Genomic DNA, 22431 nt, shown 5'->3' with positions numbered 1-22431 from the left:
GCGGGGTGGATGGATAGACCTGATGACTGATGTTTCGTCCCTGATCCTGCCTGCAGTGATTGGTCTGGCCGTGCTTTTGCTGATTCTGGTGATTCACCGGGAGTGGCGGGTGCGCCGGCTGCGGATGGATAATCTGGTGCTGTTACAGGAACTGGGGGAGTCACAGCGCCGGGTCAAGGAGAGCAGCCGGGAGTTGCGGGAGCTGTTTGACCATTCCGCCATCTCGGTGATGTTGCTTGACCGTTACGACCACAGTGTTCGCTATGCCAACGATCTGGCCCTGGAAATGTTCGGGGTCGACAGCGCAAATGCCCTGACGGTGGAAGTCATGCAGCAACCGGATGCCTGGCCGGTTTCCCCCTACAGTCTGGTGGATTTTGAATCGTGGCTTGGCAAGGCCGGCCGCCTGGGCATGCAGCGTTTTGAATGGAAACTGGTTAATCGGAGCGGCTATCCGGTCTGGCTTGATGCCACCCTCGCGTCTATCCCGTACGAAGGCCGCCAGATCCTGATGTTTACCGGGGTCAACATCAGTGCCCGCAAGATTGCGGAATCCACAGATTGGTTGCGCAATCGGGCGATGCTGGCGATGAACGGGGACCGGCCGTTGTCCGCTGCCCTCGACTTGATCGTGGCCATGTTCCAGTTCACATCGCCTTACGCCCGCTGTGCCATCATGACGCTCGATGAGCACACCCAGACCCTGCAGTGGGGCAGCCGGCCCGGTTTCGGCGAATCCTTTCTCAAGGCCATGGACAACCTGCCGGTACGCTATGGTGCGGCCACCTGTGGGAGCGCAGCGTCGATCCAGGGCCGGGTGGTCACCGCCGACATAGACAAGGATGACCGCTGGGACCGCTACCGGAAGGCCGCGGAGCAAGCCGGTGTTGCATCGTGCTGGTCGGAGCCGGTGCTGGCCAGCGATGGCCATGTGCTGGGTACCTTTGCGGTCTATCACGACAGGCCCTGGGAGCCTGCCGAGCAGGACATTGAGTCGCTGACCGGGCCGCTCTATCTGGCCAGTCTGGCGATCGAGCGCTACCAGGCCCGTGACCGTCTGCAACGTATGATCGCGGCGGAAAAAACCATCCGCGAGATCAGTGTCCAGTTGCAGACGATGGATGCGTCGTCCACCGACAGCGGGGTGAGTTCAGTCCTGAATTTCCTGTGCGAGTATCTGCAGGTCGACCGCAGCCTGGTGCTGCAGGGCTCTCAGGACGGAACCCTGTTCGAGGCGGTGTACAGCTGGCCGTTACTGGAACCGGACGAGGACGGTGAAGGTCTGGCGCTGACCCGGGAGGAGCTGGACTCGCCGTTGTCCGCCATCCGCGCCAAGGGTTTCTGCGTTATACACTTTCAGCAGTCTGACGCTGACGACGAGGTGTTGGAGTTGCTGATGCCCGAGCACGACACCGGCAGCTGTCTGATGGTGCCGATCGTACAGGGCGACCGTATATCTGGCCTGCTGGCCTTCTGCACCGGCGATGACAAGCATCGCTGGCAGGAATTCGACATCAATACCGTTACGCCAGTGGCGGCGCTGCTTGGCAGCGCCCTGAGCCGCAAGAACCTGATGGACGAGCTGACGTTCCAGGCGCTCCATGACCGTCTGACCGGGCTTTACAACCGGGGCAAGACCGAAGACCGGCTGCGTCAGGAAATTGCGCGGTCATCCCGCTATGGCAACACCTTCTCACTGATCCTGTTCGATGTGGATCACTTCAAGCTGGTTAACGATCGCTTTGGCCATAACGCCGGTGATGATGTGCTGGTGGAAGTGGCAGCGCAGCTGAGCAATAACATCCGCGTGGCGGACTTTATCGGGCGCTGGGGCGGAGAGGAATTCCTGGTGATTCTGCCGGAGACCAGCCTGGAATCCGGAGGCGAGGTGGCCGAGAACTTGCGAATGCATGTGGCCCAGCGAACGTTTCCCATACCCGATGGTGGTGTCACGGTCAGTGCCGGGGTTTCCGCGTACCTGCCGGGGGACAGCATACAGGACCTGGTCAAACGGGCGGATGCGGCCCTCTATCTGGCCAAGGAAGACGGTCGTAACCAGGTCAAAGTGTCGGCCTGAGTCAAAGGTCACCCAGAGGCTGCAGAAAGGCGACTATACTAGAGTTTCCGGTGCTGTCCGGCGCTGGAATATGTGAAACGAGGTCCAGTGGACAGGGAGAATAGCGTGGTCCGCTTAATTATTCTGGCGATGGGCGCGTTGATGGTCTCCCAGTGCCTGGCCGGTGAGACTGTGCGGGTAGGGGTTAATCACGCTCCGCCGTACCGTATTATTGCAGAGGGTGGGGTTTCCGGCTTCTATGTTGAAGTCTTTGAGGAAATCGCCGATCGCCTCGACTGGGACGTTCAGTACATTCAAGCGCCGTTCCGGCGGATTTTGCGACTGATGGAAAGTGGCGAGGTCGACTTCATGCTGGGGCCGCTCAAAACGGCCGAGCGGGAAGTCTACATGGATTATGTCGTTGACGCCTTTCCCCCGGAGCGCCGGCTGTTTTTCTACCGGCAGCCGCAAAACCGGATCCTGTCCTACGATGACCTGCTGGACAAGCGCATCGGAGTGTTGCGGGGCAGCCGCTACTTCCCCGCGTTTGACAACGACCCGCGGCTGATCCGCGAAGCGGGTATTCGCTATGAAAACCTGATGCGCATGCTGGAGCGGGATTACGTGGATGTGGTCATCGCGCCGGAGCTGGTCGGGCTTTATACCCTCAAGCAGGAGGGTGTAGAAGCCGAAGTGTCCCCGTTTTTTGTGCCCGGGGAGCGCTCGTGGATTGCCGTTTCCCGCAAGTCCCGGTTACTGCCTTACGGCGATGCGATCCGCCAGGCCATGGCTGAGATCCAGGCCTGGCATATCTACGACCGCCTGTTGCTCCGCTACCTCCAGCGTACCAGTCGTATGGGCGAACCGTCGGTCACGGAAGAGGTGAGTGTGCAGTAGGGGCGGGGGCCGGAGGGAACCGGCCCCGGTGTGAATCAGTCGTTGCTGTTGCCTTCCCAGCGTGCGACCTGCTCCCGATCCTGTCCTTGCTCCAGGATACCCTGGTCCTGGCTGCTGAGGGCAACCTGGGGATCCCGGGACAGCCCCTGGGCCGCCATGTCACCGGTTCTTCTCGCTTCCTGCTCCTGACGGATGTAGTCCAGTCGCTCCTCACGATCGGCCCGCTTTTCTTCGCGGAATTCCTCGTTACGCAGGCGGAACTGGTTTTCCAGGTCACCCACCACGCTGTTGATGAAACCGTCACAATTGTTCAGTGACAACAGGTAGCGGGGCTGCTCCAGGTTGTACTGGCCAGACACTGCAAAGGTGGAGCTGACGGCTTCGGTGGCGAGCGCGAAATAGGTGGCATCGAAGCTGAACACGTCCTGTTCCGACGATGCGCTGTGACGGTCGGCGCCGCGGAAGTGGGTGGCGCGCATCACGGTGCCTTCGCAGTGCAGGTCAAACAGGTTGGATTTGAAGAAAATTTCTGACCAGAACAGGTGACAGATGCGCGCGATGGAGCGACCAAAGCCCAGCAACAGCAGGGCGGCCAGAACGATGGCAACGGTGCCGCCGGCTGGCACCAGCAGTTGTTCAATCACTGTGCTGGCGTTTCCGGAACCTTTGCCGCCGAACTGCTGCATGGCCGAGAGGTGATCCAGGCCGCGTTCCACGCCCAGCCACAGCATCAGGGTGCCGATGAGCATGAGCAGCTGGCCGGCAACGGTGCCGCCGATGCGTGCCCAGCGGAGGGCTTGCGGTTCGGGAATGTCCTCGACGGTGGGTTGGATTTCCGCAATCAGATCGCCGTTGAACTGCTCGTTTTCGCGGTTGGCTTCGCCGGTATCGTTCTTGTCCAGATAGACCCGGTTCGGCAGCTCAAGCTGGCGTTTCTGCATCAGCACCAGGTCACGCAGGGTGGTGAAGATCTGCCGTGGGTGGAGGTCGAAGCGCCAGCTGTTGTTCAGTTCTGAACTGGAGGTCTGGATGCGCACCATGCCAATACGGGCTTTTACCATGACCGTTGCCAGGGCGGCGGTGATCAGGGCGCCGATCACGGCGAGGGTCAGCAGGGCGCCGGTGTTAAACACAGGTTCCAGCAGTGGCATGCCTTCTGCAAGGCGGGCCTGGTCGCGGGGAGACTGAACGTCCCAGAAGAAACTCCAGCCTTGGGCAAACAGTATGGGAATGGCGATGGCACCGATCACTACCAGGGCCAGTCCGCCGCTGTTGAAGCTGTGGAGCCGAGTCATGTTGTTGCGGGAGAGAGGGTTGCCGAGCTTGACCCAGACCAGTGCCAGATAGATAAACAAAGCACTCTGTAACAACAGAGAAACCACCGTGGAACCAACCTCACCGCCGGTGCTGCCGGCAAAAGCCATGTACACCACGAGGCTGGCCACGAGGAAGGCGGCAATCGCAACCAGGCTCTTGGTCAGTTTCATGGCGATCACCTGCGCCATGTTGCGAATGGGCCAGGGGGTCACGATCAGGTTGGGAAACACAGAGTGTACCGCCCGGGCGAACCAGGTCTTGGGCTCCACAAAGGTCGGGTTGGACTTGCTCATCAGCATGTTGTGCAGCGTTGAAGCGGTGTACAGGCTGGGCTCATTCTCAGCGACCGCTTCACGGGCCACGTTTTTGCTGAGGCTGGCGGGCGCCGCGCGACCCACGAAGAATCGCATCATCTGGAACAGGCCGCCGCCAAGGGCCTTGAGGCCAGCACCGACAAACAGACCGCCGAGAATCAGGCTGACCCAGGCGCTGGTTTTGTCTGTGTTCAGCAGGGATTGGATCTGCAGCAGCAGATAGACGCCGATCGCGGTCACGATCAGTCCACGAATGGAACGCACCAGCCCCTCAAAACGGAACGGGTTGCGGATATTGAGTTTTTGAGCTCCGTACTCAAATGCCATGGTCGCTTTCCTTCAAGAATATACGCCGGTCAGAAAAACGCAGAAGTCTAGCCTGATTTTGTGACATCATTCAGAAGTTTTTGAAAAATAGTGCAAAATTCTCGGTTGCCGAGCGCTTGAGATCTTTCAGAGGAATACTGCCATGACCACTGCTCCGTTCGACCCTGGCCGGCCATGCCCTTGTGGCAGCGCCCGGCCGTACGCTGACTGTTGTCAGCCCTGGCACGTTGGTCAGCCGGCGCCGACGCCGGAAGCGTTGATGCGGTCGCGCTATACCGCCTTTGTACTGGAGCTGGCCGAGTACCTGAGTCAGACCTGGCACAGCTCTACCCGGCCGTCGTCACTCTCCCTTGAGGGCTCGCCCCAGTGGCTGTCGCTGCAGGTGCTGTCGGCAGGGACCCGGGGCGACCGCGGGCAGGTGCATTTCCGCGCGGTCTACCGGTCGGGTGACGGGTTTGGCTATCTGGAAGAGCAATCGGATTTTGTGCTCGAGCAGGGCCGCTGGTTCTATGTCGCCGGTGATACCCGTGAGGGCACCCTCAAACCTGGCCGCAATGATCCCTGCCCCTGTGGCAGTGGCCGTAAACACAAGGCCTGCTGCCGCTGAGCGAGTGTCGGAATAGCGCTGTTTACGCATAGGTTTTGGTTAAAAAATGTGCTATTGTCCGCGCCCTTTTTGAGAATTATCAATTGTGCTCGCGTACAATGGCGTTTTCGGGAGCCGCAGCCGGTTCCTGTGCTGCTGTCGCGCCACCAACGAGGATTTCCGGTTACTCCATGCAAACCGCCAAGCCCCTGTTCGATCACCCCAAATACTGGGCCGAGTGTTTTGGTCCGTCGCCGTTCCTGCCGATGTCGCGGGAAGAGATGGATCAGCTGGGTTGGGACACCTGTGACGTCATCATTGTCACCGGTGACGCTTACGTCGATCACCCATCGTTTGGCATGGCGGTGATCGGCCGCCTGCTGGAAGGGCAGGGCTTCCGGGTGGGTATCATTGCCCAGCCGGACTGGAACTCGAAAGAAGACTTCATGAAGCTCGGCAAGCCCAACCTGTTTTTCGGGGTGGCCGCAGGCAACATGGATTCCATGATCAACCGCTATACCGCTGACCGCAAAGTCCGCTCCGATGACGCCTACACCCCCGGCGGTGAAGGTGGCAAACGCCCGGATCGTGCCAGCCTGGTGTACAGCCATCGCTGCCGTGAAGCCTTCGCCGATGTGCCCATTGTGCTGGGAGGCATTGAGGCTTCGCTGCGCCGTATTGCCCATTACGATTACTGGCAGGACAAGGTCCGCAAATCCATCCTGGTTGATTCCGGTGCCGATATCCTGCTGTTCGGCAACGCCGAGCGAGCCATTGCGGAAGTGGCCTTCCGCCTGTCCTGTGGTGAAACGGTTGAAAGCCTGACGGATATCCGTGGTACCGCTTTTGTCCGCAAGGACAGTGCGGATGGCTATTATGAACTGGATTCCACCCGGGTGGATCGCCCCGGTCGGGTCGACAAGATCATCAGCCCCTACGTCAATACCCAGGAGCTCCAGGAGTGCTCCAGCAGCCAGCAGGCGGCCGTGGAAACCGGCACTGAGCTCGACTCAGACACCACGGTGGTGGTCGATCTGTTGCCCAGCTCCCGCATCGAGCGGGACAAGACCGTCATCCGGTTACCGTCCTACGAAAAGGTCCGCAACGATCCGGTACTGTACGCCCATGCCAACCGGGTGTTGCACCAGGAGACCAACCCCGGTAACGCCCGGGCCTTGGTGCAGAAGCATGCGGGCCAGGATATCTGGTTCAATCCGCCGGCGATTCCGCTGACCACCGAGGAGATGGACTACGTCTTCGATCAGCCGTTTGCCCGGGTGCCCCACCCCAGCTACGGCGAGGCGCGGATTCCGGCCTATGAGATGATCCGCTTTTCGGTCAACATCATGCGTGGCTGTTTTGGGGGGTGTACTTTCTGCTCGATCACCGAACATGAGGGGCGGATCATCCAGAACCGGTCCCACGATTCCATCATCCGTGAAATCGAAGCCATGCGCGACAAGGTGCCGGGCTTCACCGGTGTGGTCTCGGATCTCGGCGGCCCAACCGCCAACATGTACCGCATCGCCTGCAAATCGCCGGAAATCGAGGCGGCCTGTCGCAAGCCGTCCTGCGTCTACCCGGGTATCTGCTCAAACCTCAATACCGACCACTCCTCACTGATCGAGCTGTATCGAAAGGCCCGCGATCTGAAAGGGGTGAAGAAAGTACTGATCGCCTCCGGTCTCCGTTACGACCTGGCGGTGGAGTCCCCCGAGTATGTCCGCGAGCTGGTCACCCACCATGTAGGCGGTTACCTGAAAATTGCTCCGGAACACACCGAGGAAGGCCCGCTCAGCAAAATGATGAAGCCGGGAATCGGCAGCTATGACCGCTTTAAGCGGATGTTTGAGAAGTACTCGAAAGAGGCAGGCAAGGAGCAGTACCTGATTCCCTACTTTATCGCGGCTCATCCGGGCACGACCGATGAAGACATGCTCAATCTGGCGCTGTGGCTGAAGCGAAACGGCTTCCGTGCGGATCAGGTGCAGGCGTTCTACCCATCACCGATGGCGACCGCCACCACCATGTACCACACCGCTCGCAATCCGCTGAGCCGGGTCACCTACAAGACCGATAAGGTCGACACGGTGAAAGATCCCCTGCAGCGACGCCTGCACAAGGCATTCCTGCGTTATCACGATCCCAACAACTGGCCGATGCTCAGAGAGGCCCTGATGCGTATGGGGCGGGCTGACCTGATCGGGCCGGGCAAGCATCAGTTGATTCCCAAACATCAGCCCCGGGTGGAAGGTTACCAGAGCGCACGTCGCAAAAACTCGACCCCGCCTGGCAGCCGTAAATCTGGCCGACCTCTGTTGACCCAGCACACCGGTTTGCCTCCACGTGACACAGGCGCTGGTGAGGGCAGCCGCAAGGCCGGCAAGCGCCGTCCGGTCAAGAACGTTACCCGGCGCTAAGCTGACGCGTTGAAAGAAGGCCGCCCTTTTAATGGCCTGCGTCACTGCGATTGGCTAAGGTGAAAAAAAGTCGCCGATTGGGAATACAACTTTGGGAATGGTCAGGGCATGAATCTCCGCAAGCGCAAGCCCGATGTCCGCACGGTTTTATGGGGTGGCTGGCTTTGTGTGCTGCTGGTAACGGTGCTTGGGGTCCGGGTGCTGGACCAGCAACACCGTGACAGTTACCAGCAGCAGGTTCGGGGTGATGTGACGCGGGAGCTGTCGATCCTGCGGGCACAGTTTGAAGGCGCCATCGGTGAGAACCTGCAGGTTGTGCAGGGGCTGGTGGCTGTGATCTCTTCTGACCCTGATATTACCCCGCATCGTTTTGCCTCCATTGCCAGTGCGATCCTGGCTCAGAAGCAGGAACTGCGCAATATTGGTGCGGCCCCGGATATGGTCATTCGCATGGTGCATCCGTTGGCTGGCAACGAAGCGGCGCTGGGGCTCGATTATCGAAAAAATGCCCTGCAGTGGCCGAAGGTCCGTCAGGCGGCGGAAACCGGTGAGCTGGTTCTGGATGGCCCGGTCGATCTTGTCCAGGGGGGCGAGGCCTTTATTGGCCGGGTTCCTGTGTTCGTTGCTCCGGCAAGCGGCGAGGAACGTGTCCTTTGGGGACTGGTGTCGGCGGTTATCGATGTTGAGGCCCTGTACCGGGAAGCCGGTCTCTATCAGAGTGGGAACCTGGCGGTGGCCCTGCGTACCCTGGGTAATGATGCCGTGCCCGGTGAGGTGTTTTTCGGGCCTGCGGGGTTGTTCCGGCAGCAACCGGTCACCATGCCGGTTGTACTGGGTGGTAGCCGCTGGCAGCTGGGTGCCACGCCAGCGGGCGGCTGGCCGACTCACCCGCCCGATGTTGTCCGCTTCCGTGCCCTGTTGCTGCTGGCGTCGGCCCTGATCCTGTTGCCGGGTCTCGGAATGACACTGTCGATCCAGCGCGAGCGGAAGAGCCGGAGGCGCCTGCAATCCCAGTTTGAACTGTCGCCCCAGGGGATGGCTCTGGTGGAGAGCCACAGTGGTCGTCTGCTGCGGGTCAATGCCTCTCTGGGCGCCATGACAGGGGTGGACGCCGAGACCCTCCGCACGACTCCGATCAGTCGTATCCTCCCGTCGCCCATGCCTTGGGCCAATCGCGACCAGGACCGTCGCTTTGGGCCTGTTGAGAGCCTCTGCCTGCACGCGGATGGCGGCAGCTTGCCTATCCTGTTGTCGGGCGTGCGGGTTCGTGAAGAGGGCGACCGGGAATTGGTGTGGCTGTCGTTTCAGGACATCTCCGAACAGAAAAAGGTCGAACAGATGAAGAGCGAATTCATCTCGACCGTCAGCCATGAGTTGCGGACCCCGCTGACGTCCATTTCTGGCGCTCTCAAACTCCTCTCGGAAGGGATGGTTGGCGAGCTGCCGGAGAAGGCTCGTGACATGGTCGGTATTGCCCGGAAAAACAGTGAACGACTGACTTTGCTGATTAATGACTTGCTGGATATGGACAAGCTGGTGTCCGGAAAACTGGGCTTCAATATCCGCCCACTGGCCCTGGCCCCCCTGATCAAAACCAGCCTGGAGAATCTCTCCACCTATGCCCACAACCACGACGTCAGCCTCGCCTACGACAACCAGTCCGGGCAGGCGGCGGTACTGGCCGACGATCTGCGCTTCCAACAGGTGATGGATAACCTGTTGTCCAATGCCATCAAGTTTTCTCCCGCCGGAGGCCGCGTTACGGTGACCAGTGAGTTACTTGATGGCCAGATCCAGCTGTCAGTCTGTGACCAGGGCGAGGGTATTCCCGAAGCGTTCCGCACCCGGGTGTTCGAGAAATTTGCCCAGGCCGATGGCTCTGATCGACGGATCAAGGGCGGGACGGGGCTTGGACTGGCAATAACCCGGGGCCTGTTGCAGCACATGAACGGCAGCATCCGTTTTGAGTCGGAACCGGGGATCGGCACCTGTTTCTACGTTCTGCTGCCACGGGCGAACTGATGGGCGGCGTGGCGGGGGTTTGGGTTCCCCGGCAACATCGGTATGATTGGCCGCTAATCGATTGATACGATGACCAATCCGAGGACTCCATGAAACAATTACCCCTGCTGGTTGCGGTGTTGCTGATGCTGGTTTTGAGCACGGCAACGCGGGCAGAACAGACCTATACCCTGAAGCTGGCTGAAACCTGGGGACCGAATTACCCCATCCTCGGGGATGCCACCCGCAATATGGCGGCGATGGCTGAAGCCATGTCCGGCGGACGCCTCCGGATCCGCATCGATTCCTCTAACCGGCACAAGGCGCCCTTTGGCATCTTTGACATGGTCAAGGCCGGTCAGTACGACATGGGCCATACCGCGTCTTACTACTACAAGGGCAAGATCCCCAACGCCATGTACTTCACCACCGTACCGTTTGGCATGATCGCGCCCGAACAGTATGCCTGGTTCTATTTTGGCGATGGCATGGCGCTGATGGAAAAAGTCTACGCGCCCCATGGTTTGCTGTCGTTCCCTGGCGGTAACACGGGCAACCAGATGGGCGGCTGGTTCCGCGAGGAAATCACCTCCCTGGATGACCTGCAGGGGCTGAAAATGCGTACCCCGGGGTTTGCCGGCGAAGTGATGGCGGAACTCGGGGTGGCGGTGACCAACATTCCCCCGGGTGAGCTGTACACGGCCCTGGAGCGGGGCACCATTGATGCTTTGGAATGGGTGGGGCCGGCACTGGACTTCAATATGGGCTTCCACCAGATTGCCGATTATTACTACTCCGGCTGGCAGGAGCCGGGTGCCGAGGTGCAGTTCCTGATCAATCAGCAGGCCTGGGAGCGACTCCCCGCCGACCTGCAGGAAATTCTTCGGGTGGCCATGCGTACGGCGGCCTATGACATGTACATCCAGAGCACCCATCAGAGTGGCGTTGCCTGGAGCCAGATGCAGCAGGCGTACCCGGATGTCCAGCACCGCACGTTCCCGCCGGAGGTGATTGACGCCCTTCGTGCAACCACCGACCGGCTTTTGCGGGAAGCGTCGGAAAATGACCCGTTGGCGCGGGAGATTGTTCAGTCGCAACAGGACTATCTGCGTCAGGTACGCCCTTGGATCAACATGTCTGACCGTGCTTATCTGAATACCGTCGCTCCGACCGACTGAGGTCGGGGCCGATAGCCTCGCCCCGCCTTACTCCCCGAACCGCTCCGCTCTCATGCCGCCTTGTGGCCCTGGCCGGAATCTCCGGTACCAGCGCCATGGGAGCCTTGAGGGCTTCGTCCGCATCCGCTTGGTGCGGCTCATGTGCTTCCACAACGATACGCGGTTGATGAGGCGCGGTGAGAATGACGAAAATTTAATCAGTCAGTGCTAAGCTTCCTGAACAAGCATAATAATTATAATGGCCTTGATCAGGATGCTGCCCGGAGCCGGTGAAGGCCTTGTTCAGCCATTATAACGGCGATCACCAAGAGGTGAGCATATGAACGATGGCCTTGGGGAGTGGTTGAATTCGACGTTCATGGGGCATGGGCACTGTTACCTGTGGCGAAATGACCTGGTTTATCTGCACTCCATTTCTGATGGCGCGATCGCGCTGTCATATTTCACCATTCCCGCCGCTCTGTATGTATTGATGGCCAAGCGCAAGGACCTGGAATACCAGTGGATGTTCGTGCTCTTTGCCTTGTTCATCTTCGCCTGCGGCGCCACCCACGTTCTCTCGATCTGGAATATCTGGAACGGCGACTATTATCTGTCCGGCGTCGTCAAGGCCATCACGGCGGTGGTGTCCATCCTGACCGCTATCCTGATCTGGCCACTGATTCCCCAGGCGCTGGCTTTGCCCCGGCCCATGCAGCTGCAGCAGGCCAATGAGGGGCTGCGTGCGGAGATTTCCCTTAGAGAAAAATCTGAACGGATGCTGGCGATGGCCAGTTCCGATTTACAACGTCGGGTCGATGAACTGACGGAGACCAAGCGGCGCCTGGAGCAGGAAATCAGCCAGCGTGAACGCATGGAAATGCGGTTCCGCAATCTATTTGAAGCAAGCCCGGTCGGTCTAATGCTGGTCAAGCAGGACGGTCGCATCCAGCTGGTCAATCAGAGGGTGGCCAGTATGATCGGTATGAGCGTGGATACCCTGCACGGCTCTAATGTCAGGGAGCTGGTTGTTGGGCCAGATTGGCGCAAGCATGGCTGGCAACGCCAGGATGCTTTGGCCTTGGGAGAGGGCGGCCGGCAACTGCCGGTGGAAGTGGGTGTGAATCCTTTGGAGGCAGGTGAGGGTGCCCCCATGGTTGTTTCTCTGGAAGACACCACCGAGCGTCAGCAGCATGAAACGCGCCAGCGGGAATACACCGAGGCGCTGAAACGATCCAACGAAGAACTGGAGCAGTTTGCTTTTATCGCCTCCCACGATCTGCGAGAGCCACTGCGCAAACTACTGTCATTTACCCAACTCCTGACCTCGGGGCGCTATGGCCAGTTTGATGAAAAGGGGCAGCAGTTCGTAAGCTATATTCGGGATGCTGCCGAACGCATGGACGCGCTGCTGAGCAGTCTGCTCAAGTATAGCCGGGTCATTTCCCAGGGTAATCCGTTTGAGTCGGTGGATCTTAATGACGTTGTGCGCGACGTGCAGAAGGATCTTCAACTCTCCATTGCCGAGGCAGGGGTAAACATTCACGTGCAGGCACTGGGAACAGTATTCGGGGATGCGGTGCAACTGCGTCAGCTCTTCCAGAACCTGATCAGTAACAGTATCCGTTATCGACGAGAAGGTGTTCTGCCGGAGGTCAGCATTACCGGAGAGCCCCTGGCCAATGCCCGCTATCGGCTGAGCGTTAAGGATAACGGTATCGGTTTTGATATGAAGTACAAGGATCAGATTTTTGAGATCTTCAAACGGCTGCATGGACGCAGTGAATATGAAGGTACCGGCGTGGGCCTGGCCATTTGCCGAAAAATAGTGATGCGCCATAACGGCACCATTGCGGTGGAAAGTGTTCCCGGTAAGGGAGCTGAGTTCACGATTGTGTTGCCGACCGACAGGAGCAACAACACCCTATGAATCCGTTCCCGATACTCCTGGCAGAGGACGACGCGATGGACCGGATTCTCACCGAGGAAGCCTTCCGTGAGAGCCGGCTGACCAACCCGCTCTTCTTCGTAAATGATGGGGAGGAGCTGATGGGATATCTTCGCAGGCAGCCTCCCTATGATGATGTTTGCCAGTATCCGATGCCCGGTATCATCCTGCTGGATTTGAATATGCCACGAATGGATGGCCGGGCCTGCCTGCGGGAAATTCGCGGCGACCCTGAACTCAACCATTTGCCCATTGTGGTTCTGACCACTTCGACGGAACAGGAGGAAGTGGTCCGGAGCTACAATCTTGGCGCCAACTCCTTTATGAGCAAGTCAATTGACTTCGAGGCTTTTGTCTCCCAGATCAAGGCTTTTGGCGATTACTGGTGTTCAATAGTGGAGTTGCCTGATGGCGAATAAGCACCTGCACGTACTTATGGTCGATGATGACCATGCTGATTTTGCCATCGTTGAGGCGTTACTGGGCACGGCAACGCGAACCAGTTTCGAGCTGTCCCATGTGAGCAGCTTCGAGGAAGCTGAGGCCTGTTTGCTGGAACGCAAATACGACATCTTCCTGGTGGATTATTTTCTGGGGTCGGAAACCGCGCTTCCCCTGCTGGAAAAGGCCTTGCGTCAGTCGGTGGTCCGTCCGATCGTCGTACTGACCGGTGCTGATGGCGATACCCTGGACGATGTCGTTATTGAGCATGGGGCCGCGGACTTTCTACCCAAGTCCGAGCTGACGACGGAGCTGTTGGAACGGACCATCCGGCATGCCGTGGAGCATAAAAAAGTTCTGCTGAGACTGGAACGGTTGGCGAAGCAGGATGCATTGACGGGGCTGGGTAATCGCCTGCTGTTTGAGGAGATCCTTGAAAAAACCCTGGCAAGGGCCAAGCGTAATCAGGGCAAGCTGGCCGTATTGTTCCTCGACCTTGACCGGTTCAAGGAAATCAACGATAGCCTTGGTCACCCCACCGGGGACCTGTTGCTGCTCCTGGTCGCGGACCGGTTGCGCAAGCTGATGCGCGATTCCGATGTCATTGCCCGGATAGGCGGGGATGAGTTTACGGTGCTGCTGGATGATCTGGGGGATTTCCAGGACGCTGTGCTGGTGGCAGAGAAAATCATCGAATGTCTGGGCAAGCCATCTGCAATCAGGGGAAATGAGCTTGTTGTGAGTGCCAGCGTTGGTATCGCTGTCTACCCGGACAATGGTGAAACCCCCATCGAACTGATGCAAAAGGCAGACATCGCGCTCTACGAAGCGAAACGGCGAGGGGCGGGGCGGACCCAGTTCTTCACGGCGGGGCTCCAGACGCAGCTTGAGAACAACCTTGAAATTGAACGGGGGCTTCGTCGCGCTCTGGAGCAGGAAGCCCTGGAGCTTTTCCTGCAACCCAAATGGATGCTGGACGACACACGCATACTGGGCTTCGAAGGGCTCTTGAGATGGCGCCGGGGTGATGAAGTCATCGCTCCGGATCTCTTCATTCCGGTGGCTGAACGTACCGGGTTGATCCTGCCATTGGGGGAGTGGGTCATCGATGAGGCCTGCGCGATACTGTCTCTCTGGCAAGACCAGGGGGTTGACGATTTCACGCTCGCGATCAACGTATCGCCCATTCAGCTGCAGTCCCCGTCATTCAAGGAGCTGCTGTTTCAGACGATTTACCGGCACGGCGTGGACCCCAAACGTCTGGAGCTGGAGCTGACCGAGGAAACCTTGATCGATGTGACCGAAGAGGAAGGCCGGATTCTCACGGACCTGAGGGAGATCAGGAGCATGGGTATCAGAGTCGCGATAGATGACTTTGGCACCGGGTACTCATCCCTGCGTTACTTAAAGCATTTCCCTGCAGAATACCTCAAGATCGATCGCAGTTTTGTTTCCGGTGAGCATGACGGTCTCAGCGAGCCGGCCATTGCGAAGGCTGTGGTTACCCTGTCGGACTCCCTCAGTTTGGATTCGGTGGCGGAGGGGGTCGAAACCGAGGAGCAGCGCAGTCTGTTGCGGGAAATGGGGTGCCGGTTTGGTCAGGGTTACCTGGTGGCCCCACCCAAACCGCATGATGAGGCCTTGGAGTTTGCACTTCGGCACAACAGGACGTTGTGATCGTGAGTGCGCCATTTCAGCTCCGTCAGCTTCAGGGAAGAGAACAATGAGCTCTAGCAAGTCATTGTCAGACAAAGTGATTTGGTTGGCCGCTTCGCACGATAAAGAGCGCCGCCAGTTGGTGGACGCGCTGTCCTACAGTGGCCTGGCCCACCGCATGCGTACCTATGATTCTGCCGAGGGCCTGCTTGGTCAGCTGGACGCCAGCAACGCCTATCCGGGCTTGATACTATTGGCGCTGTCTGATGGTGAGGTACCCGGCACCCTGGATATCCTGACCCGGGTGAAGCAACATCCTGTGCTTAGAGTGGTGCCGGTGATCGTGTTCAAACCAGCGGACAGCGCGTGCGACACCCTCGAATGCTACCGTCGGGGTGCTGCGTCCGTGATACGTCAACCGCTGGGGTTCCAGGGATTGGTGGAGGTCATGCGGATCATGGAGAATTACTGGGTTTCAGTGTCCCCGCTACCGGAACTGCGAAGTTCCTGATTCTGTGTGTCTTCCCGAACCGTTGCTCTTGGCTTCTCCGCCCAGCCATGGGTGGAATTCCACCCAAACCCCTCTGATGAACGGGTAGGTCTGCACCCATAGAGATGTCCGGCTATTCGCTTGAGGCGCTCTCCCGCGCGGTTTTCCGCGAGTTGGCCTGGTGGTTGCTGTTGGTCTGACTGACAACAACAGCAAAACGCCAACCTGGGAGTTTCCTATGAGCCAAAACATCCGTGTGCTGATCACTGCAGCAACGCTTTCCGCAACTGTGCTGTCTTCGAATGCGATTGCCAGCGACCGAGCTGACTGGCCGCAGAATTTTACCGTAGGGACGGCTAGCCAGGGCGGCACCTATTTCGCCTATGGCTCCGGTTGGGCCAACTACATGTCCGAGAACCTGGGCATTTCCGGCGGTGCCGAGATCACCGGTGGCCCGGTGCAGAACATGGCGCTGGTCCATACCGGTGACCTGGGCTTCGGGCTGACCACCATGGGGCCGGCCAGTGAGGCACTGGAGGGCAAGAGCCCGCTGGCACCGGGCATGAAGCTCGACAACGTCTGTGCCATGTTCCCGATGTACCAGACACCGTTCTCGGTAACCGTCCTGACCAATTCCGGCATTACCCGCATTGCTGACATTCCTGAAGGCGCCCGGATCGGCTTCGGCCCGGCCGGCTCCACCTCGGATACTTATTTTCCGCGGATGATGGATGCCCTTGGCGTGCAGTACGAGCGCCGCAACGGCAGCTGGGCCGACTTGGGCGGACAGTTGCAGGATGGCCTGATCGACGTCGTGGCGTTCGCCGCAGGTATTCCCATTCCGGCGGTGAGTCAGCTGGAAGTTCAGTCCGACATTCGCATCATCGAATTCAATGAGGATGAAGTTACCCGGATTACCGCGGAATTCCCGGTTGCGCCGTTTACCATTCCGGCCAACACCTACAGCTCCCTGAACGCGGACTCCCAGGCGGTGTCCATGTGGAACTTCGCAGTGGCTGGCTGCGATATGCCGGAGGAGCTGGTGTATGAAATGACCCGTCTTACCCTGGAGAACAACGACAAGATGGTCTCCATCCACAAGGCGGCGACCACCAGCGTTGCGGAGAATTACGTCCATAACACGGTGATCCCCTGGCATCCGGGTGCAGCGCGCTGGTTCAACGAGAACGGTTACACCATTGACGTCAGCCAGATCAAGTAACTGAAGACTCCTTTAACCAGGGTTTATCTGCCATGAAATCCAATAGCCAATCACTCATCGAGAGCGATGACCACATGCTGGCCCACGGTGTCGACGACGAGCCGGTCGAGGGTAATCGCCGCCTGTTCGGGCGTCGTCTGCTGGCCTTTGTCAGTGTGCTGGCCATCGCTTATGCCGTGTTCCACCTCTATGCCCTGAACATTTCTCCGCTGGAGACCTGGTCGTACCGTATCGTCCACGTCTGCGGGGCGCTGATTCTGGGTTATGTGCTGTTTTCCGGTGCCCGTTTCACGGACACCGGCGCTGGTGGCTTCCGCTGGACCAGCTGGGTGGCCCTGATCCTGCTGTTGCCGGCGGGTTACGCACTGTTCCAGACTCTCAATATGTACCAGCAGGTTCAGGGCGGTGCCCTGCGCCTGCCGGTGGATCTGGAAACCTGGCACTACGGCTGGCCATTGCTGGCGGCCACCGGGCTGGGCATCGTGCTGAGCTGGCTGCACCGTCGTGATCGTGCCGTATTCAGTTTGCCGGACCTGGTGCTGGTAGTGTGTTCCATCGCGACGGCAGCCTACCTGCTGGTGGTGTACAACACCCCGATGCGGATGAGTACGGGCACGCCATTTGCCCCGGTGGGGATTTCTTTTGCGGCGATTGCCGGTACAGCCCTGATCATGGAAATGACCCGCCGGGTGGCCGGCATGGCGCTGGTGATTATCGCGCTGGTGTTTCTTGGTTATGTCTTCGCCGGGCCATACCTGCCGGGCTTCCTGGGCTATCCCGGCTTATCCATCCAGCGGTTCTTCAGTCAGGTGTATACCGACGCGGGCGTGCTGGGGCCAACCACGGCGGTGTCGTCCACTTATATCATCCTGTTCATCATCTTTGCGGCTTTCCTACAGGCGTCAAAGGTGGGTGACTACTTCGTCAACTTTGCCTTTGCTGCTGCCGGTCGTACCCGCGGTGGCCCTGCCAAGGTCGCGATCTTTGCTTCCGGGCTGATGGGTATGATCAACGGCACCAGCGCCGGTAACGTGGTGTCCACCGGCTCCCTGACCATCCCACTGATGAAGCGGGTGGGTTACAGCAAGCAAACCGCGGGTGCCGTCGAGGCTGCTGCGTCGACCGGTGGTCAGATCATGCCGCCGATCATGGGGGCCGGGGCCTTCATCATGGCTGAAATCACGGGTATTCCCTACACCGAGATTGCCATTGCCGCGATCATCCCTGCGATCCTGTATTTTGCCTCGGTCTACTTCATGGTGGATCTGGAAGCGGCGCGTCTGGGCATGCGGGGCATGCGTGAAGACGAACTGCCGTCGCTCAAGCGGCTGGCCCGACAGGCCTATCTGTTTGTGCCAATCCTGATCCTCATCGTGGCCCTGTTCATGGGCTACTCGGTCATCCGTGCCGGAACCCTGGCCACCGTCTCCGCGGTGGTGGTGAGCTGGCTATCGCCACACAAGATGGGGCTGCGTGCGATCCTCAATGCGTTGCAGCTGTCCGGCATTATGTCGGTGCAGATCATCGTGGTGTGCGCCTGTGCAGGGGTGATTGTCGGGGTGATATCCCTGACCGGCGTTGGCGCTCGTTTCTCGTCGCTGCTGCTGGGAGTGGCGGAAACCAGCCAGCTGCTGGCACTGGTGTTCGCGATGTTCATCTCCGTGCTGCTGGGCATGGGCATGCCAACCACGGCCGCCTACGCTGTCGCCGCATCCGTCGTCGCCCCGGGCTTGGTACAGCTGGGTATCGAGCCGCTGACCGCGCACTTCTTCGTGTTCTACTTTGCCGTGGTGTCGGCAATCACACCGCCGGTGGCGCTGGCGTCCTATGCCGCTGCGGGTATTTCCGGAGCCAACCCCATGGAGACCTCAGTCGCATCGTTCCGCATTGGCTTGTCAGCGTTCATCGTGCCATTCATGTTCTTCTACAACAGTGCCTTGCTGATGGATGCCGGGGTGTTCGAGATTGCCCGCGCCCTGGTCACCGCCACCATAGGCGTTTACCTGTTGTCCAGTGCAGTACAGGGCTGGTTCGTGCGGGGGCTGGCGCCCGGTTACATCCGTGTGTTGCTGATGGCAGCAGCGCTGATGATGATTGAGGGCGGTATCATCACTGACCTTGCCGGTGTGGTGGTGGTTGTCATGGCTTACCTGGCGCAGAAGCGCCGGGTAGCACTGGCAACGCCTGTGTCCGCCTGAGGCCAGGCGGCAGGGCGTCGCGTCGCCCGGTATCTTGCCATACACTGTAGGAGCCCCTGTTTGCCCGCTACCGGGTGAACAGGGGTTTTCCTGTTCAAGGCGGAGCCATGGTGTATCGATTCGCAATCATTGGACTGTACCTACTGACAGCGGCCCTGTGCTGGCTGTTTGGCGGCTGGTATGGCTTTCACCTGCTGGAGCAGGAGAGCCAGAAGGAATCTTTCCGTTACCAGCAACTGGTGGGCAATGAACTTAACCGCTACCGGCCGATTCCGGAGCTGGTGGCCCAGCACCCGGTGATGCGTTCGGTGCTGCAACATCCCGGTGACGTCAGCCTGGTACTCCAGAGTAATATCCAGATGGCACGGATGGCGTCTATTGTCGGAGCCTCCGATGTCTACCTGCTTGATCTTTCCGGGCTCACCATCGCCCACAACAACTACAACCGAGACAACAGCTTTATCGGGCGACGTTTCGATTACCGGCCCTATTTTCAGCGTGCGATTCGCAACCGCGGCATCGCCATCTATTTTGCCCTGGGCATTACATCCGGCCAGCGCGGACTCTATTTTTCCCACCCGGTGTGGTCTGCCCGCGGCGATATGCTTGGGGTGCTGGTGGTGAAGATGCTGGTCACCGAACTGGAAAACCAGTGGCAACGTCCGGCCAGTTTTGCCGATGCGGAAATGGTGGTGCTGGATGGCGACGGAATAAGTTTCCTGTCGAGCCGGCCGGAATGGCTGTACCGTAGCTTTCGCGCCACCGGCGCACGGGAACCGGATCCTCAGCGTCTGGTTGAGCGCTATCCTGGTATGGAATTACAGCCGGTGCCGCGCATCAATCTCGGGCGGCCCTTGGGTGTGTCAGAGCACTCTGAATTGGTGCGTTACCCAAGAGACAAGGGCGAACAGGCGTATCTGGTGGTGGCGACGCCATTGCCTCAGCTGGACTGGTCGCTGCGGGTGATCATGGGTACCCAGCCGGTGCTGCTGTCCCGTATCCAGTTCCTGCTGGTGGGGTCGGTGCTGTTTTTTGGCGGCTTCCTGAGTTGGTTATACCTGAGGGAGCGCTATCGTCGTGAGGCGGAACTCGCGCAGCGGGGGGTTCAGCTGGAACAACGGGTGGCAGAACGCACCGCTGATCTGGAAAACTCCAACCATCGATTAGTGGAGGAGGTGCGCCAGCGCGAACGCGCGCAGGGTGAGCTGAGGGAAACCCAGCAGGAACTGATCCAGGCGGCCAAACTGGCGGTACTCGGGCAGATGTCGGCCGGTCTCAACCATGAGATGAATCAGCCACTGACGGCGATCCAGAGTTATGCCCGCAACAGTCGTCGTTTCCTCCAGCGCGGAGAGCTGACGGCGGTGGATGAAAACCTGGCAGAAATTGACGGCCTGTGCCGAAAAATGGCGGAGCTGACCCGCCAGTTCAAGGTCTTTGCCCGCAAATCTGAAGGGTTGCCCGCGGTGGTTGATCTGCGTCTACCAGTCGATGCCGCGCTGAAGATAATCTCCGCCCAGGAGGCCTGCGCGAGGGTGACTTTCGATTGGCGCCGACCGGCCGAGCCGGTGTTATGCCACGGAGACCTGATCCGCCTGGAACAGGTGATGGTGAACCTGCTGGCCAATGCAGTGCAGGCGGTGGACATGGCGGCTGAACCCAGGGTTGAGATCGCTATCGAGGCGGGAGACGGCTGCTGGCGGTGTCGGGTGAGGGACAATGGCGCGGGTCTGGCGGGCAACTCGGAACAGATGTTCGAGCCGTTTTTTACCACCAAGTCCTTAAGCCAGGGCTTGGGCTTGGGGCTGTCTATCTCTCGTCAGATTGTCGAGGCCTTGGGCGGTCACCTGACCGGGCGCAACCGCGACGATGGCCAGGGGGCCGAATTTATAGTGGAGCTGAACCAGCGAGAGACCAGTGAATGACTGAAACTGCGGTGATCTTTATCGATGACGATGCCGATATCCGTCGGGTCATGGCCCAGAGCCTGGCGCTCGACGACATGCCGGTACAGTGCTTTGCGGATGGCGCCAGCGCCCTGGCCGGAATCCATGGTGAGTTTGAAGGAGTGGTGTTGTGCGACTACAACATGCCGGGGATGAATGGGCTTGCCGTGCTTGAGAAGGTCCACGAGATCGACGACACCATACCGGTCGTCATTCTGACCGGGCAGGGGGACATCAGCACAGCAGTCTCCGCCATGCAGAAAGGTGCTTACGATTTCATAGAAAAGCCGTTTGACCACGATGAATTACTGGAGCTGCTGCGCCATGCTCTGGAGAAACGCCAGCTGGCGCTGGAAAATCGCCGCCTCAAGGCGCAGCTCAAGCATCTTGCCAAGCCGGGGCCCCGCCTGTTGGGGGACTCGGCGGCGATGCAGCGGGTTCTGGCCACCATCGATCCGCTGCTGGAAACCTCCGCGAATATCCTGTTACGGGGCGAGACCGGCGCGGGCAAGGATGCCATCGCCCGCTACATCCACGAGAACAGCCCGCGACGTCAGCAGAATTACGTTGCGATCAACTGCGGAGCGGTGCCGGAGAACCTGATCGAGAGTGAACTGTTTGGCCATGAAGCGGGGGCTTTCACCGGGGCCGAGCGCCGCCGGATCGGTAAGTTCGAACATGCCCACGGTGGCACCCTGTTTCTCGATGAAGTTGAGAGCATGCCGCTGGCGCTTCAAGTGAAAATCCTGCGGGTGCTGGAGGAACGCAAGCTTGAGCGGCTGGGCAGTAACACGCCAGTGGATGTCGATGTGCGGGTGATCGCTGCGACCAAGGTCGACCTGAAGCAGCTGAGCGACAGCGGTGAGTTTCGTGCCGACCTCTACTACCGGCTCAACGTGGTGCAGGTGGACATTCCGGCGCTGCGCGAGCGTAAAGAAGACATTCCGCTGCTGTTCCACCATTTCGCACTGATTGCCGCCGCCCGTTACGATAGGGAGTCCGTTCCTCTGACAGCGTCCCAGGCCAGTCGCCTGATGCAGTACGACTGGCCTGGCAATGTGCGGGAGTTACGGAATCTGGCTGAACGCTACGTGTTGCTGGGGGTGCTGGCTTTCGAGGATTCCGGCGTGACCATGCCCGGCTCCGCCGCCGCGCACCAAACCCTGGGTAATATGGTGGATGCCTTTGAACGCAGCGCCATCATCAGTGCCCTGAACGCCAACCGTGGCAGTATCAAGGACACCATGGCCCAGCTCAGGGTGGCAAGAAAGACCCTTTATGACAAGATGAAGAAGCACGGGCTCGACAAGGCAGAATTCCGCGACTGAGCCGGTAACGCTGGAGTCGACATTCGCCTTGGCTGGGGACAGGGTGTTCCGGGCTGTTTATACTCAGGAACAATGTCGCCACACGAATGATTCCGACCTGTACTATGTGTCAGTCACTGCTCCGTAC

15 protein-coding genes are annotated in these 22431 nt (G+C 59.3%); 14 read left to right on the top strand and 1 reads right to left on the bottom strand.

Annotation, left to right across the window (positions count from 1 at the left end; genetic code table 11):
- The first annotated feature begins 22 nt into the window (after positions 1-22).
- Complete coding sequence (locus tag BLV11_RS09800) at positions 23-2077, top strand: diguanylate cyclase (RefSeq protein WP_091813058.1); 2055 nt, start codon at positions 23-25, stop codon at positions 2075-2077.
- Positions 2078-2182: 105 nt separating this feature from the next.
- Positions 2183-2953, top strand: a complete 771-nt coding sequence (locus BLV11_RS09795) for a substrate-binding periplasmic protein (RefSeq protein WP_245725981.1) — start codon at positions 2183-2185, stop codon at positions 2951-2953.
- Positions 2954-2988: 35 nt separating this feature from the next.
- Here the strand turns inward: BLV11_RS09795 and BLV11_RS09790 are convergent, their stop codons facing one another.
- Positions 2989-4911 (bottom strand): hypothetical protein, encoded by a 1923-nt coding sequence (locus BLV11_RS09790; RefSeq protein ID WP_091813053.1) that lies wholly within the window; start codon positions 4909-4911, stop codon positions 2989-2991.
- A 142-nt stretch (positions 4912-5053) separates the two neighbouring features.
- On the opposite strand from BLV11_RS09790, the gene BLV11_RS09785 reads away from it, so the two are divergent.
- From BLV11_RS09785 to BLV11_RS09730, 12 genes are all read left to right on the top strand, one after another.
- Positions 5054-5518, top strand: coding sequence for a YchJ family protein (locus BLV11_RS09785; protein WP_091813051.1), 465 nt, complete (start codon positions 5054-5056; stop codon positions 5516-5518).
- A gap of 170 nt (positions 5519-5688) precedes the next feature.
- Positions 5689-7917: a YgiQ family radical SAM protein gene (locus tag BLV11_RS09780; RefSeq protein WP_091813049.1), complete on the top strand. Its 2229-nt coding sequence runs from the start codon at positions 5689-5691 to the stop codon at positions 7915-7917.
- Positions 7918-8025: 108 nt separating this feature from the next.
- Complete coding sequence (locus BLV11_RS09775) at positions 8026-9939, top strand: ATP-binding protein (protein WP_091813047.1); 1914 nt, start codon at positions 8026-8028, stop codon at positions 9937-9939.
- Positions 9940-10064: 125 nt separating this feature from the next.
- Positions 10065-11096 carry a TRAP transporter substrate-binding protein gene (locus BLV11_RS09770; protein WP_245725989.1) on the top strand — a complete coding sequence of 344 codons (1032 nt, stop codon included), beginning with the start codon at positions 10065-10067 and terminating at the stop codon, positions 11094-11096.
- A 319-nt stretch (positions 11097-11415) separates the two neighbouring features.
- Positions 11416-13005, top strand: a complete 1590-nt coding sequence (locus tag BLV11_RS09765) for a sensor histidine kinase (RefSeq protein WP_091813043.1) — start codon at positions 11416-11418, stop codon at positions 13003-13005.
- Complete coding sequence (locus BLV11_RS09760) at positions 13002-13442, top strand: response regulator (RefSeq protein ID WP_091813040.1); 441 nt, start codon at positions 13002-13004, stop codon at positions 13440-13442. Before BLV11_RS09765 ends, BLV11_RS09760 begins: the two co-directional genes overlap by 4 nt.
- Entirely contained in the window at positions 13432-15141 is a 1710-nt protein-coding gene (locus BLV11_RS09755; RefSeq protein WP_245725980.1) for a putative bifunctional diguanylate cyclase/phosphodiesterase, read from the top strand. Before BLV11_RS09760 ends, BLV11_RS09755 begins: the two co-directional genes overlap by 11 nt.
- A 46-nt stretch (positions 15142-15187) precedes the next feature.
- The gene (locus BLV11_RS09750) at positions 15188-15631 is read left to right on the top strand and encodes a response regulator (RefSeq protein ID WP_091813036.1); all 444 of its coding nucleotides are present in this window, start codon (positions 15188-15190) and stop codon (positions 15629-15631) included.
- A 217-nt stretch (positions 15632-15848) separates the two neighbouring features.
- Complete coding sequence (locus tag BLV11_RS09745; protein WP_091813034.1) at positions 15849-16832, top strand: TAXI family TRAP transporter solute-binding subunit; 984 nt, start codon at positions 15849-15851, stop codon at positions 16830-16832.
- Positions 16833-16864: 32 nt separating this feature from the next.
- Positions 16865-19030 carry a TRAP transporter permease gene (locus tag BLV11_RS09740; RefSeq protein ID WP_091813032.1) on the top strand — a complete coding sequence of 722 codons (2166 nt, stop codon included), beginning with the start codon at positions 16865-16867 and terminating at the stop codon, positions 19028-19030.
- A 107-nt stretch (positions 19031-19137) separates the two neighbouring features.
- Entirely contained in the window at positions 19138-20955 is a 1818-nt protein-coding gene (locus BLV11_RS09735) for a sensor histidine kinase (protein ID WP_091813030.1), read from the top strand.
- Complete coding sequence (locus BLV11_RS09730; protein ID WP_091813028.1) at positions 20952-22304, top strand: sigma-54-dependent transcriptional regulator; 1353 nt, start codon at positions 20952-20954, stop codon at positions 22302-22304. The genes BLV11_RS09735 and BLV11_RS09730 overlap by 4 nt, the downstream gene beginning before the upstream one ends.
- The last annotated feature ends 127 nt before the right edge of the window (positions 22305-22431 follow it).

The sequence above is a fragment of the Marinobacter mobilis genome (assembly GCF_900106945.1).
GTDB lineage: Bacteria > Pseudomonadota > Gammaproteobacteria > Pseudomonadales > Oleiphilaceae > Marinobacter > Marinobacter mobilis.
The sequence above is the reverse complement of the archived record's forward strand: the minus strand, read 5'-3'. Positions and strand labels throughout refer to the sequence as shown.

Bases quoted from the DNA above. Each gene is read 5' to 3' on its own strand.
- BLV11_RS09750 (WP_091813036.1), top strand. From the start codon at position 15,188: ATGAGCTCTAGCAAGTCATTGTCAGACAAAGTGATTTGGTTGGCCGCT.
- BLV11_RS09780 (WP_091813049.1), top strand. From the start codon at position 5,689: ATGCAAACCGCCAAGCCCCTGTTCGATCACCCCAAATACTGGGCCGAG.
- BLV11_RS09770 (WP_245725989.1), top strand. From the start codon at position 10,065: ATGCTGGTTTTGAGCACGGCAACGCGGGCAGAACAGACCTATACCCTG.
- BLV11_RS09765 (WP_091813043.1), top strand. From the start codon at position 11,416: ATGAACGATGGCCTTGGGGAGTGGTTGAATTCGACGTTCATGGGGCAT.
- BLV11_RS09790 (WP_091813053.1), bottom strand. From the start codon at position 4,911: ATGGCATTTGAGTACGGAGCTCAAAAACTCAATATCCGCAACCCGTTC.
- BLV11_RS09745 (WP_091813034.1), top strand. From the start codon at position 15,849: ATGAGCCAAAACATCCGTGTGCTGATCACTGCAGCAACGCTTTCCGCA.
- BLV11_RS09800 (WP_091813058.1), top strand. From the start codon at position 23: ATGACTGATGTTTCGTCCCTGATCCTGCCTGCAGTGATTGGTCTGGCC.
- BLV11_RS09785 (WP_091813051.1), top strand. From the start codon at position 5,054: ATGACCACTGCTCCGTTCGACCCTGGCCGGCCATGCCCTTGTGGCAGC.
- BLV11_RS09730 (WP_091813028.1), top strand. From the start codon at position 20,952: ATGACTGAAACTGCGGTGATCTTTATCGATGACGATGCCGATATCCGT.
- BLV11_RS09775 (WP_091813047.1), top strand. From the start codon at position 8,026: ATGAATCTCCGCAAGCGCAAGCCCGATGTCCGCACGGTTTTATGGGGT.
- BLV11_RS09760 (WP_091813040.1), top strand. From the start codon at position 13,002: ATGAATCCGTTCCCGATACTCCTGGCAGAGGACGACGCGATGGACCGG.
- BLV11_RS09755 (WP_245725980.1), top strand. From the start codon at position 13,432: ATGGCGAATAAGCACCTGCACGTACTTATGGTCGATGATGACCATGCT.
- BLV11_RS09740 (WP_091813032.1), top strand. From the start codon at position 16,865: ATGAAATCCAATAGCCAATCACTCATCGAGAGCGATGACCACATGCTG.
- BLV11_RS09735 (WP_091813030.1), top strand. From the start codon at position 19,138: ATGGTGTATCGATTCGCAATCATTGGACTGTACCTACTGACAGCGGCC.